General features: G+C 57.7%; 13 protein-coding genes (1 of these 13 running past the window's edge). 4 read left to right on the forward strand and 9 right to left on the reverse strand.

The genetic code is table 11. From position 1 onward, the window contains the following. The 6 genes from msrQ to ACF0H7_RS26845 all read right to left on the reverse strand — a co-directional run. Nucleotides 1-355: the 5' portion of a protein-methionine-sulfoxide reductase heme-binding subunit MsrQ gene (msrQ, locus tag ACF0H7_RS26820; protein ID WP_397449848.1), read on the reverse strand. The gene continues 266 nt to the left of window position 1, outside the view; 355 of the gene's 621 nt are visible here — the first part of the coding sequence; the start codon lies at nucleotides 353-355; its stop codon lies beyond the left edge, outside the window. Further along, complete coding sequence (gene msrP, locus ACF0H7_RS26825) at nucleotides 355-1,368, reverse strand: protein-methionine-sulfoxide reductase catalytic subunit MsrP (protein ID WP_397449849.1); 1,014 nt, start codon at nucleotides 1,366-1,368, stop codon at nucleotides 355-357. The genes msrQ and msrP overlap by 1 nt, the downstream gene beginning before the upstream one ends. Before the next feature lie 63 nt (nucleotides 1,369-1,431). Beyond that, on the reverse strand, nucleotides 1,432-2,289 hold the full coding sequence (pssA, locus tag ACF0H7_RS26830; RefSeq protein WP_397449850.1) for a CDP-diacylglycerol--serine O-phosphatidyltransferase: 858 nt from the start codon (nucleotides 2,287-2,289) through the stop codon (nucleotides 1,432-1,434). A gap of 155 nt (nucleotides 2,290-2,444) precedes the next feature. Beyond that, a complete protein-coding gene (ilvC, locus tag ACF0H7_RS26835; protein ID WP_397449851.1) occupies nucleotides 2,445-3,461 on the reverse strand; it encodes a ketol-acid reductoisomerase in 1,017 nt (338 codons plus the stop codon). A gap of 47 nt (nucleotides 3,462-3,508) precedes the next feature. Further along, nucleotides 3,509-4,000: an acetolactate synthase small subunit gene (gene ilvN / locus ACF0H7_RS26840; RefSeq protein ID WP_397449852.1), complete on the reverse strand. Its 492-nt coding sequence runs from the start codon at nucleotides 3,998-4,000 to the stop codon at nucleotides 3,509-3,511. 2 nt (nucleotides 4,001-4,002) lie between these two features. Next, a complete protein-coding gene (locus ACF0H7_RS26845) occupies nucleotides 4,003-5,727 on the reverse strand; it encodes an acetolactate synthase 3 large subunit (protein WP_397449853.1) in 1,725 nt (574 codons plus the stop codon). Between the two features lie 402 nt (nucleotides 5,728-6,129). On the opposite strand from ACF0H7_RS26845, the gene ACF0H7_RS26850 reads away from it, so the two are divergent. Continuing rightward, a complete protein-coding gene (locus tag ACF0H7_RS26850; protein WP_397449854.1) occupies nucleotides 6,130-6,564 on the forward strand; it encodes a DUF4124 domain-containing protein in 435 nt (144 codons plus the stop codon). 21 nt (nucleotides 6,565-6,585) lie between these two features. Here the strand turns inward: ACF0H7_RS26850 and ACF0H7_RS26855 are convergent, their stop codons facing one another. Genes ACF0H7_RS26855 through mrcB form a run of 3 tightly spaced genes read right to left on the reverse strand, consistent with a single transcriptional unit; the run spans nucleotide 6,586 to nucleotide 10,028 of the window. Continuing rightward, nucleotides 6,586-6,915: a YqcC family protein gene (locus ACF0H7_RS26855; RefSeq protein ID WP_397449855.1), complete on the reverse strand. Its 330-nt coding sequence runs from the start codon at nucleotides 6,913-6,915 to the stop codon at nucleotides 6,586-6,588. Continuing rightward, complete coding sequence (locus tag ACF0H7_RS26860) at nucleotides 6,915-7,682, reverse strand: tetratricopeptide repeat protein (RefSeq protein ID WP_397449856.1); 768 nt, start codon at nucleotides 7,680-7,682, stop codon at nucleotides 6,915-6,917. Before ACF0H7_RS26860 ends, ACF0H7_RS26855 begins: the two co-directional genes overlap by 1 nt. Before the next feature lie 24 nt (nucleotides 7,683-7,706). Beyond that, entirely contained in the window at nucleotides 7,707-10,028 is a 2,322-nt protein-coding gene (gene mrcB, locus ACF0H7_RS26865) for a penicillin-binding protein 1B (protein WP_397449857.1), read from the reverse strand. A 117-nt stretch (nucleotides 10,029-10,145) separates the two neighbouring features. On the opposite strand from mrcB, the gene ACF0H7_RS26870 reads away from it, so the two are divergent. The 3 genes from ACF0H7_RS26870 to ACF0H7_RS26880 all read left to right on the forward strand — a co-directional run bounded on the left by ACF0H7_RS26870 (nucleotide 10,146) and on the right by ACF0H7_RS26880 (nucleotide 12,645). Next, on the forward strand, nucleotides 10,146-11,681 hold the full coding sequence (locus ACF0H7_RS26870) for a bifunctional aminoglycoside phosphotransferase/ATP-binding protein (RefSeq protein ID WP_397449858.1): 1,536 nt from the start codon (nucleotides 10,146-10,148) through the stop codon (nucleotides 11,679-11,681). A 90-nt stretch (nucleotides 11,682-11,771) separates the two neighbouring features. Continuing rightward, nucleotides 11,772-12,116, forward strand: a complete 345-nt coding sequence (locus ACF0H7_RS26875) for a pentapeptide repeat-containing protein (protein WP_397449859.1) — start codon at nucleotides 11,772-11,774, stop codon at nucleotides 12,114-12,116. A 256-nt stretch (nucleotides 12,117-12,372) separates the two neighbouring features. Next, on the forward strand, nucleotides 12,373-12,645 hold the full coding sequence (locus ACF0H7_RS26880; protein WP_397449860.1) for a TfoX/Sxy family protein: 273 nt from the start codon (nucleotides 12,373-12,375) through the stop codon (nucleotides 12,643-12,645). Nucleotides 12,646-12,741: the final 96 nt, after the last annotated feature.

Here is a 12,741-nt window from a genome sequence, read left to right on the forward strand (position 1 = left end):
ACGCCAGGCTACCAACAATGATGTAGGGCCGCTTCGCCAGCTCGACACCCAGCTGCGACCAATCCAGCCCGAGGATAAACACCGCATACGCACTCATATGCAGTACTACATAGGCAAAGCACCACAACCCTAACTGGCGACGCACTGCAATCCAGCCCGGCCAGCCGCTGAGTTTCTGCATCGGGGTCATTGCCAGCGTGATTAGCAGCAACACCAGAGTGCCCTGACCGAAAAGATCGACCAGCGCCTTACCGGGATCCGGCCCCAGCGCTAACAACCAAGCCTGGTACACCCACCACACAGGTGCAACGCAGGCCGCAAGAAAGACGCCGATGCGCCATAACGGATAACGCATCAGTAGTTTTTCCGAAGATCCAGGTCTTTATATAAGGAGGCAACCTCCTCCCCGTAGCCATTGAACATTTCTGTCTGGCGAATATTCGGACTGAACAGCCCGCTGGGCAAGCGCCGCTCATGCGCTTGCGTCCAGCGCGGATGGTCCACGGTCGGATTCACGTTGGCGTAAAACCCATACTCATTCGCGGCAATGCTCTGCCAGGTGGTTTTTGGCTGCTCACTCACCAAACTGATCCGCACAATCGACTTCGCGCTTTTGAAGCCGTACTTCCACGGCACCACCAAACGCAGCGGCGCACCGTTCTGATTAGGCAGTTCGCGCCCATACATCCCAACCGCAAGGATCGCCAATGGATTCATGGCCTCATCCAGACGCAAACCTTCAACGTACGGCCAATCGATCAAGGCAAAACTCGAGCGCTGCCCCGGCATCATCTTCGAGTCCTGTAGCGTTTCAAAACGAATGTATTTGGCATTGGCCGTGGGCTCGACTCGCTTTAGCAATTCAGAGATGGGAAAACCCATCCACGGAATCACCATCGACCACGCCTCTACACAACGAAGGCGGTAGATGCGCTCCTCAAGCTGATAAGGCTTCATGAAGTCTTCCAGCGCGTAACGCCCAGGCTTGCCAACCTCACCGTCGATCACCACCGTCCAAGGTTCAGTTTTCAAAGGACCAGCGTTTTTCGCTGGATCGCCTTTATCCGTGCCGAACTCATAGAAGTTGTTGTAATGCGTGGCGTCCTTGAACGGCGTGATGGCCTCGCCCTTCACGGTGACAGCCTGCCATTTCGTATCAGGCAGCTTTTCCTTGAACCACGCAGGTGCGGAACCTTGTTCGACGTCACTATAAGCAGAGGAATCGGCCGCATCGGCCCAACGTGGAAGCGCACTGGCGGCGAGACCGGCAACGGAAGCACCGAGCAAAGCCCGACGAGAGAGGTAAAACGACTCGGGTGTGACATCCGATTCTTTGCAGTCGGATGCCGAAGGCAGCTTGATAAGCATGAGAACTCCGCAGCTGTAGAGGACAAGTAGCCCAATAGACTGCGGAGTATGCGGGAAATTACATCACTGACCAGATTTGTGACGACGCAGACGTAGCAAATATTGCACCGGACCAGACGCTGCATAGGCGAGGAAAACCAACAGCAGAATACGCGGCGGATCACTGAACACCACGGCAAACACCAACACCACCGCAAGAATCGCCACAAACGGCACGCGCCCCTTGAGGTCCAACTCTTTGAAGCTGTTGTACTTGATGTTGCTGACCATCAACATGCCCGCCGCAGCCACCATCAAGGCAACCAGGAACGACATTTTCGAGCCCTGGATGCCGTAGTCGCTGAACGCCCACACGATGCCGGCGACAACGCCCGCAGCAGCCGGACTGGCCAGGCCGATGAAGTAGCGTTTATCAGCGGTGCCGACCTGCGTGTTGAAGCGTGCCAGACGCAACGCCGCGCCGGCCACATAGATGAAGGCGACCATCCAGCCGACCTTGCCCATATCGCCCAAGGCCCAACCGAACGCCAACAACGCCGGCGCGACGCCAAAGGCGACCATGTCGGACAGGGAATCATACTCGGCGCCGAATGCGCTCTGAGTGTTGGTCATGCGCGCGACGCGACCATCAAGACCGTCAAGCACCATGGCGACGAAAATAGCGATGGCAGCGAAAGCAAAATATTTGCTCGCCGCTACCGGATCACCCGCACTCAACGCGCTCTCGGCGCTCATCGAGTTGATGATGGAGTAGAAGCCGGCAAACAGATTGGCGGTGGTAAACAGATTAGGCAGCAGGTAGATCCCGCGATGCCGGACTTTACGCCCTTCGGCATCATGCCCTTCTTCAATATGTTCATCGATGGGTAGAAGGCTTTCGGCGTCAGAGGCCTGATGTGGCTCTTCGGGACGTTCGCTCATGGACAATACCTTGCAACAGGGTGGAGAGTTTCGACAGATGTTTGCAACGAGGGTTCGTCATCAAACGAAGCAGCTTTATACCAGAAGCCCGCCACCATAACGAAAAAACGCGGCCGAAGCCGCGTTTTCCTACAACAAAAACCTGAGAGCTGAAATCAGTTCTTGGCTTTGTCGACGATCTTGTTAGCTGCGATCCAAGGCATCATCGAGCGCAGTTGCTCGCCGATGATTTCGATGCCGTGGGCAGCGTTGTTGCGACGCTTGGCGGTCATCGAAGGATAGCCGGTAGCGCCTTCGCTGATGAACATCTTCGCGTATTCGCCGTCCTGGATGCGCTTCAGAGCGTTGCGCATGGCCTGACGGGATTCGGCGTTGATGACTTCCGGACCGGTCACGTACTCGCCGTATTCAGCGTTGTTCGAGATCGAGTAGTTCATGTTGGCGATACCGCCTTCGTACATGAGGTCAACGATCAGCTTCAGTTCGTGCAAGCATTCGAAGTAAGCCATTTCTGGCGCGTAGCCAGCTTCAACCAGGGTTTCGAAGCCGGCTTTAACCAGTTCAACGGTACCGCCGCACAGTACGGCTTGTTCGCCAAACAGGTCAGTTTCGGTTTCGTCTTTGAACGTGGTCTCGATGATACCGGTACGGCCGCCACCAACGCCCGAAGCGTAGGACAGTGCGACGTTTTTGGCGTTGCCCGAAGCATCCTGGTAGATAGCGATCAGGTCAGGGATACCGCCGCCTTTGACGAATTCGGTACGGACAGTGTGGCCCGGTGCTTTCGGCGCGATCATGATCACGTCGAGGTCAGCGCGAGGAACTACCTGGTTGTAGTGGATTGCGAAACCGTGGGAGAAGGCCAGTGTTGCGCCCTTCTTCAGGTTTGGCTCGACTTCGTTCTTGTACAGCGCGGACTGGAACTCGTCCGGGGTCAGGATCATGACCAGGTCAGCAGCGGCCACAGCGGAAGCAACGTCAGTTACTTTCAAGCCATGAGCTTCAGCCTTGGCGACAGTAGCCGAACCTTTACGCAGGCCAACAGTGACATCTACGCCGGAGTCTTTCAGGTTGCACGCTTGAGCGTGGCCTTGGGAACCGTAACCGATGATGGCAACTTTTTTGCCCTGGATGATCGAAAGGTCGCAGTCTTTGTCGTAATAAACTTTCATGAAATTCCCCTGTTATCTTGGCCGTTCAGGCCATCTGTCAAAATGAGTTAGATGCTGAGTACTTTGTCGCCACGGGCAATGCCCGTCACGCCGCTGCGTACCGTTTCCAGGATGGCAGTGGTGCCAATTGCCTGAATGAAGCTGTCCAGTTTGTCGCTCGTCCCTGCCAGCTGCACCGTATAGACGCTGCTGGTCACATCGACGATCTGACCACGGAATATGTCTGTGGTGCGCTTGATCTCGGCGCGTTGTGCACCTGTGGCCTTGACCTTGACCAGCATCAGCTCACGCTCGATGTGGGCGCTTTCGGACAGATCGACCAGTTTGACCACCTCAATCAGTTTATTGAGATTTTTGGTGATCTGCTCGATGACTTCGTCGTGGCCCACGGTGGTCAGCGTCAGACGCGACAACGTCGGGTCTTCGGTCGGCGCCACCGTCAGGCTTTCGATGTTGTAGTTGCGTTGCGAGAACAGACCCACGACCCGCGACAGTGCACCCGGTTCGTTTTCCAGCAAAAGGGAAATGATGTGCCGCATGATTAAGTCCGCTCCGTCTTGCTCAGCCACATATCGCGCATGGAGCCGTCTCTGATCTGCATCGGGTAAACGTGCTCGTTGGCATCAACCTTGATGTCGAGGAACACCAGACGATCTTTCATGGCGAAGGCTTCCTCCATCATCGGCTTCAGATCTTTCAAGTCGGTGACGCGCATGCCCACATGACCATACGCTTCGGCCAGCTTGACGAAGTCCGGCAACGACTCCATGTAGGAATGCGAGTGACGAGCGCCGTAGCTCATGTCCTGCCACTGGCGAACCATACCCAGCACGCCATTGTTGAGGAGGATGATCTTCACCGGCAGACCGTGCTGCAAGCAGGTGGACAGTTCCTGGATGTTCATCTGGATACTGCCTTCACCGGTCACACAGGCGACGTCGGCATCAGGGAAGCTGAGCTTGACGCCCATGGCGGCCGGGAAGCCAAAGCCCATCGTGCCCAGGCCACCGGAGTTGATCCAGCGGTTTGGCTTGTCGAAGCGGTAGTACTGCGCCGCGAACATCTGGTGCTGACCCACGTCCGAGGTCACGTAAGCGTCGCCATGCGTGACTTCGCTCAAGGTCTCGATCACGGTCTGCGGCTTGATGACGCTGCCGTCGCCCTTGTTGTAAGGGAACAGGTCGCCATCGCCACGCCATTCATCAATCTGCTTCCACCAGCTGGCAACCGAATCCTTGTTAGGGGTTTCGCCGATTTCCTTCAGCGTGGCGACCATTTCGGTCAATACGCTGTCGACCGGGCCCACGATAGGCACGTCTGCCTTGATCGTCTTGGAGATCGAAGCCGGGTCGATGTCAATGTGGATGATCTTGGCGTTCGGGCAGAACTTCGCCGGACCGTTGATGACGCGGTCATCAAAACGCGAACCGACGGCCAGAATCACGTCTGCATGGTGCATCGCCATGTTGGCGGTGTAGCTGCCATGCATACCGAGCATGCCGACGAACTGGCGATCGGTACCCGGAAACGAGCCAAGGCCCATCAGGGTGTTAGTCACGGGTACGTTCAGCAGCTTCGCCAGTTCGGTCAACGGCGCAGAGCCATGGCCCAGAATCACGCCACCGCCGGCATAGATGATCGGCCGCTTGGCCGCCAGCAGCATTTCCACTGCTTTGCGGATCTGCCCCGAGTGACCGCGAACGGCCGGGCTGTAGGAGCGCAGCTTGGCTTTTTTCGGGAAGACGTATTCGAACTTCTCGGCCGGGTTGGTCAAGTCTTTCGGAATATCGACCACCACCGGACCAGGACGGCCGGACTGCGCCAGGTAGAAGGCTTTCTTCAGGACCTCGGGAATCTCCTGGGCACTCTTGATCATGAAGCTGTGCTTCACGATCGGGCGGGAGACACCGATCATGTCGGTTTCCTGGAACGCGTCGGTACCGACCATGTTACTCGGGACCTGACCGGACAGGATCACCATCGGGATCGAGTCCATATAAGCGGTCGCGATACCGGTGACGGTGTTGGTAGCGCCCGGGCCGGAGGTTACCAGCACGACACCGGGTTTACCGGTCGCGCGGGCGTAGCCGTCAGCCATGTGGGCCGCAGCCTGCTCGTGACGGACCAGGACGTGATTCAAAGCAGGTTCTTTGAACAGCGCGTCGTAGATATGCAGAACGGCACCACCAGGGTAGCCGTAGATATTCTCAACGCCTTCGTCACGCAAAAAGCGGACGATCATTTCAGCGCCAGATAAAAGCTCCACGTTATTCACCTCTAAAACGCCAGAATACCGTCCACAAGCGGGGACGGGTCTTAATAGGTTTACTGCTAGCAGAGCATGAGCGACGGTGGTCGCCGACTACGTCAGCACTGACTGAGCAAGTATTGGGATGTCCCCAAAGTGTTGCGGGGCATTCCCACCCAGCGCGAGGTAACGCGTTGCGGGTGTAACAGGTCGACGCGGATGTGCGTCTCATGATCTACCGAGAGGGTCTGCTTCTGGCAGTCCGTCTACAGCGAACTTTGGATTGTTGTGATTCGCCCTCTCCAAGTCAAGTCATCCGTGCGCTTTCTTAAGTCTAAGGGCATGAAAAGTCACTCAATGAGGCTCTCGGCGGTGTACATATGGTAGGTTGCCGCGTGCATAGCCACCTAAGGAAGCACCATGCGTTGCATGATTTTAGCGGCCGCCCTGTTGTTCTCGCTGAGCAGCGTCAGCCAGGCTGCCCAAATCTACAAATGGGTCGATGCCCAGGGTCAGACTCACTTTGACGCCCAGCCCCCTGCCGGGCAGCCGGCTCAGCAGATAAATATCAAGCAACCCCCTACTCCGCCCCCACCTGCGGCGATGCCACCGGTGCCCGGCGCGAAGGGTCATGAAGAGCAAGCGGCGATAGACGCCAAGGTCAAAAAACAGGCAGCCGTCCAGGAAGCCAAGCGGGCGAGCTATTGCGAAGAAGTGCGGACTAATTTGTCCGAACTGCGCAACACGCCGCGGATTCATGCGCAAGTGGACGGGAAAATGAAGCGCCTGACCGAGGAAGAACGTCAGGCACGCATTGCTGAAGCGGAAAAGGGCATTGCCGACAACTGTCAGTGAACACGTCGGACGCCAGCGGCGTTAGCGGGCTTCAGTGATCAGGCGATCGAACTCAGCCAATAGCTGCTGAAGAGCAAGCACCTCACTCTGGCGAGTGGCGTAGACCATCTCCGCCATTTCCAGAATGCCCGACGCATTGGGCAGCGGCAGATCCTGTTCGAGGATGGCCTTCATCCGTGGCAAAAAGATCCACTGCAGCCACTGCTCGAACTCCAGCGTATCGACACAAAACGGTTCGTGACTGGCCAAGGCTTGTTCACTGGGTGGCGAATCACTCCACCAGCCCAGTCTTCTCAATTCACGCTCGATCAGCAGCAGTTGATCTGCCACTTGCAGAAAGCGTGAATCCATCAGGAGCTTGCCCCGGACTTCTGCCGCGCCGTCGCGGCGCCAGCGGTGTCACCTTGTTTCTCGCGCGACTGGGCGATCAAACCCCACAGGCTGGCCTGCAGGCTTGGACGACCATTGGCGTACGTCAGGCCACGGCGAGCCAACTGTTCCGCTTGTGGCGCATCGCCTTGAGCCAGGCGAACCTGAGCCAGACGATACAGCACCTGCGGTTCACGCGGCGCCACGCGCTGAGCGCGCTCCAGACTTGAAGACGCGCCATTGAGATCGCCGGCGGCTTGTTGCTGTTGCGCGGTTGTCAGCAACGACAACACCGGACCGTCCAGCTCTTCGTCTGCCGACAACCCTCCGCCATTGCTCGGAATACCTGTTGGCATCACCGGCGCCGGGGCGTTGTAGCTACTGGTGTTGATCGGTGCCGAATTGATCGGCGCATTGTCCATCGGCGCGGCGTTGATCGGCGCCTGATTGCCCGAAGTATCGATCGGCGCCGAATTGAACTGCGGCGCGCCAGTAGGTGCCGCGAAGCTTTGGATCGGCGCCGAGTTGACGTCGCCCGGGACCATCACCGTCACACCGGAATCCTGCGGAACAGCCTGCGGTTGCTGGGCAGTGTTAGGCCGGTAATTATTGGTACGATTGCCCTGGACGCGCTCGCTGTTGGAGACCTTGCTACTGGAGTCCACCACCGGAATTGCGCTGCGCTGCGTGCTCGCGCAGCCGTTCAGCAAAGCCAGAGCCGTTACAGCAGGAATCCACCACTTATTCACTTCATTTCCTCTTCGCTCATTCGCTTAGTTCAACCAACCCTTGACCCAATCCATCACGGAGTCAGCCGGGGCCGGGGTGCCGCCACAGGCTGTGCCAGGTGCCGGTTCGCTGCCGCGAATATACGGCATCTGGACCGCATTCGGGCAGGTTGAATCGGAACCTTGCCCAGTACTGGAGTTGATCCAGGCCTGAACCACATTATCCGGCTGCGGCGTATCCAACGGAAGTGGATCGGCCTTGCGCATGAAATTGGTCCAGATTTGCAGCGCACCGGTGGCCCCGGTGAACGGCGTCTTGCCGTTATCGTCGCGCCCGACCCACACCACTGCCAGCAAATCCTGACTGAAGCCGGCGAACCAACTGTCGCGAGAATCGTTACTGGTACCGGTCTTGCCCGCCAGATTCAGCGAACGCGGCAACTGGGTGTAAACCGACTGGCCGGTACCCTCGCGCATCACTCGCTGCATGGCGTTCTGGACCAGGTAGATCGAACCCGGATCAAACCGTTGCTGGATCTGGAACGGATAACGCTTGAGCGGCTCACCCTCGGCGGTCAACACACTGCGAATACCGCGCATCGGCGTGTTGAAGCCACCGTTGGCGATGGTCTGGTACATGGTCGCCACTTCCATCGGGCTGAGACCACCGGCCCCCAGCAACATCGACGGATACGCCGGCCATTCGCGGGTCACGCCCAGTTTCTTCAGGGTTGTGAACACGTTCGGCACGCCCAGGGCGAGACCGAGCTTGGCGGTGGACAAGTTGTAGGAATGCGCCAGGCCCTGATACAGGAAGATATTGCCGTGGGATTTGCGGTCGTAGTTCTGCGGACGCCATTCCTGACCATCCGCGCCTTTGACCGAGAACGGCTCATCCGACACCCAACTGGTCAGCGTGTACTGGCTTGGGCGCTCAAGTGCCGTGAGATAAATAGCCGGCTTGACCAACGAACCAATCGGACGCACAGCATCGATCGCGCGGTTGAAGCCGGCGAAGCCTGCCTGACGACTGCCCACCAACGCCTGGACTTCGCCAGTCTCGGGATTGGTCACGACCATCGCCGTTTCCACATCGTCGATCCCTTTGCGCCCGGCGAAACGCTTGAACGTATCGTTAACCGACGCCTCGGCCTTGGTTTGCAGGATCGGGTCAAAACTGGTGAATATCCGCAAGCCTTCTTCGGTCAAGTCTTCCTCGCGGTAGTCCTGACGCAACTGACGCTTGACCAGATCAAGGAAGCCCGGGAATGAGCTGTCCGCCAGACTGCCGACCTTGGATACGCCCAGCGGCATTTTCTTCGCTGCGGCAACCGCTTCCGGGGTCGCCACGCCTTGCTGCTCCAGCAGATCAAGCACCAGGTTACGGCGTTCCAATGCACGATCAGGATTGCGGCGCGGGTTGTAATACGAAGGTCCTTTGACCATGCCGACCAACAACGCCACCTGATGCAGCTTCAACTCGGAGAGCGGCTGACTGAAGAAGTACTGACTGGCAAGACCGAAACCATGCACGGCACGCTGGCCGTCCTGCCCGAGGAACACCTCATTGAGGTAGGCCTCCAGGATTTCCTTCTTGCTGTAGTGCACTTCCAGCAGCATCGCCATCATGGCTTCGGTCAGCTTGCGACTCAGGCTGCGCTCGTTGGTCAGGTAGAAGTTCTTGACCAATTGTTGCGTCAGCGTACTGCCACCCTGGCGCATCTGCCCGGCCGAGGCGTTGACCCAGAAGGCACGGGCAATCGATTTGGGCGACACACCAAAGTGGTGATAGAAATCGCGGTCTTCGACGGTGACCAGCGTGTCGAGCAGGAACGGCGGCGCCTGATCGAGCTTGATCAGGATCCGGTCTTCAAGGTTTGCCGGGTACAGCCCGCCAATCAGCAGGGGTTCAAGCCGCGCAACCGACAGTTTCGAACCATTGGGCGCCGACAGTTCAGCGACGGAATCACCGGAAAAACGCACATGGACTTTCTGCGCCGCGTCGGTGCCTTCATAAAACTGGAAACCACGGGTGTTCAAGTCGACGGACGTACCGCTGACCGAGGCCGCGCCTGGGCCATTGGCCACACTTTCACGGCGATAGCCCAAGGCATCCAGCTCGGTCAAAAAGTCGACCTGCGACAGCTTTTGCCCGACGAACAGCTCCAGCGGGCGCGCATAAACCTTGGCCGGAATCGTCCAGCGCTTGCCGGAAAACTTCTCCTGAACAATCGCGTCGAGATAAACAGCAAAGCCAGCCAGCACCACGAGCCCGACCAGCCCGAGCTTCAGAGCCCAGCCTAACCAGGTACGAAGACCGCCAGAGGCGCGTTTTGGGGGAGTGCGAGGAGTACGGGTACGTGTCATGGCGGCGGATTATACGCACTTTATGGATCATCAACAGACGCGCTTCTGACGGTTTGCAGCACGCCGACGAGACGCCATAATGGCCGACTAGAATTTTAACCCTCCAAAGGATCGCCTGTGAGCCAGTCCCTGATTGCCGCACTGCAAAACCCGGCCCTGTATCCGCACCCGGTCGACAGTTTCCAGCTCATTGAAACGCACATCTCCTGGGTGCTGCTCACGGGCACATACGCTTACAAAATCAAGAAGCCCGTCAACTTCGGCTTCCTCGATTTCACCTCGCTGCCGTCCCGCGAATTTTTTTGCGGCGAAGAGCTGCGCCTTAACCAACGCCTGACCGAAGGCCTGTATCTGGAAGTCTTGCCGATTACCGGCAGCGCTGAAGCCCCGCAAATGGGTGGCGATGGCCCAGTCATCGAATACGCGCTGAAAATGCGTCAGTTCCCGAACAGCCAATTGCTCAGCACCTTGCAGGCCAATGGCGAACTGACCACCGCGCAGATCGATGACATGGCCAAACAGATCGCCGAATTCCACCTGAGTACGCCTCAGGTACCGACGGCGCACGCTCAAGGCACGCCGGATGCGGTCATGGCGCCGGTGCTGCAGAATTTCGAGCAGATTCGTCCGTTGATCAGCGACAAAGCCGACCTGCTGCAACTGGATGCGTTACAAGCCTGGGCAGAAACCAGCTTCGAACGCCTCAAGGGACTGTTCGCTCAGCGCAAGGCTGATGGTTTCATCCGCGAATGCCACGGCGACATCCATTTGGGCAACGCCACGGTCATCGATGGCAAGGTCGTTATTTTCGACTGCATCGAGTTCAACGAGCCGTTCCGCTTTACCGATGTTTATGCGGACATCAGCTTCCTGGTCATGGACCTGGAAGATCGCGGCCTGAAATGCCTGGCCCGTCGCCTGATCAGCCAGTACCTGGAATTGACCGGCGATTATCAGGGCCTCGACCTGCTGAATTTCTACAAGGCTTATCGCGCCCTGGTTCGCGCTAAAGTCGCGCTGTTCAGCCAGCCCGCCAACGCCGATGCCCTGCAACGCGCCAGTACCCTGAAGCAGTACCGCAATTATGCCAACCTGGCAGAAAGCTACAGCGCCATCCCTTCCCGCTTCATGGCCATCACCCACGGTGTTTCTGCCGTTGGCAAAAGCCACGTCGCCATGCGTCTGGTGGAAGCACTGGGTGCCATTCGCCTGCGCTCGGACGTGGAACGCAAACGCTTGTTCGCCACCGACGGTGAACTCTACGGTGCCGAAGCCAGCGCCGCGACGTACGCCCGCCTGCATCAATTGGCCGACAGTGCGCTGCGTGCCGGTTTTCCGGTGGTGATTGATGCTACTTACCTCAAGCGCGATCAACGCGACGCTGCTGCCCGTGTTGCCGAAGCCTGCGGCGTGCCGTTCCTGATCCTCGACTGCAACGCGCCCAAAGCCGTTATCGCTCAGTGGCTGGCTCAGCGTCAGGCACAGAATGTCGATCCTTCCGACGCAACCATGGACGTGATCGACGCTCAGCAAGCTTCTCGCGAGGCGCTGGATGCCGATGAAATCCTGCGCAGCAAGCGCGTGGAAACCAACATCAGCGGCGACATGGATAGCCTGATCAGCAACATCCGTCAGCACTTTCCGGGCCTGTAAGTAAATTTTTGAACCGTGAAGCAGTTATCGCTTCACGGCTCAAAAATAGTGGCACTATAATGGCGTCATAATTACATCAGGAGGCGACCCATGAGCCAGCCCAAGCAGCTTGACTCCCCGCTCTATGCTCTTCTGCATCACGAAAACGTTACGGGCTTCAATCAGCAGAAGCCCAAGACCGGCACTATCGATTTGGTCGGCGGTGATTTTCGCGGCCTGGACCTGCGTGAGCTGGATGCCACGGGTGTGGATTTCACCGATGCCTATTTCCGTGCTGCCGACCTTCGCGGCCTGGACTTGCGTCACACCGCCATGGAAGGCGCCAGCCTTGGCCACGCACAAATCTCCGGGGCGTTCTTCCCGCCTGAGCTGACTGCGGACGAAATCCTGATGTCGGTCAACTTCGGTACACGCCTGCGCTACAGAACCAAGTAAGCACCGCTAAACAACGAAAACTGACTCGGCTCGCACGCACGATCGTGCGGGCTTGATCATTGGATGTTGTCCCTCTCGATACACACGCCAAAACCTGCCTTCCCGATTACGCTGATTGCCCTGGCGTAACCCCTCCCCGCATCCGTATTCATTAGCCCAAAGGGCACCCGACGCTTTCTCTACTGCCCGCTACACTCCTTTCAGATTTGCTAATAAAGCAAACGCAGTGCAGTGCTCAGCATCGCAAGGAGGCATGATGAACGATGAACTGCAAGACTTGAAAAATCTCGGCAAAACCTCCGCACAGTGGTTGCATGCCGCGGGTATACACAGCGCTTCCGATTTGCGCCGGCTGGGCGCCGTAGACGCTTACCGGGCAGTTAGGACCCGAGGCTTTCGCGCTTCCAAGGTACTGCTCTACGCCATTGAAGGAGCGTTACTGGATATCCACTGGAATGACATTTCCGACGAGCGTAAAGATGCGCTCAACAGGCAACTGGATGCCCTTTCGTCGCGCCGACGACATTAGTGTCATCTGACTTGCAAGGCGCAAAAAGAGTTTGGAAACAGTCGTTGACATCGTAATGAGAATTGTTATTATTAACTCAACTGGTCGCGAGACTGG

The organism is Pseudomonas sp. NA-150 (assembly GCF_044336365.1).
Lineage (GTDB): Bacteria > Pseudomonadota > Gammaproteobacteria > Pseudomonadales > Pseudomonadaceae > Aquipseudomonas.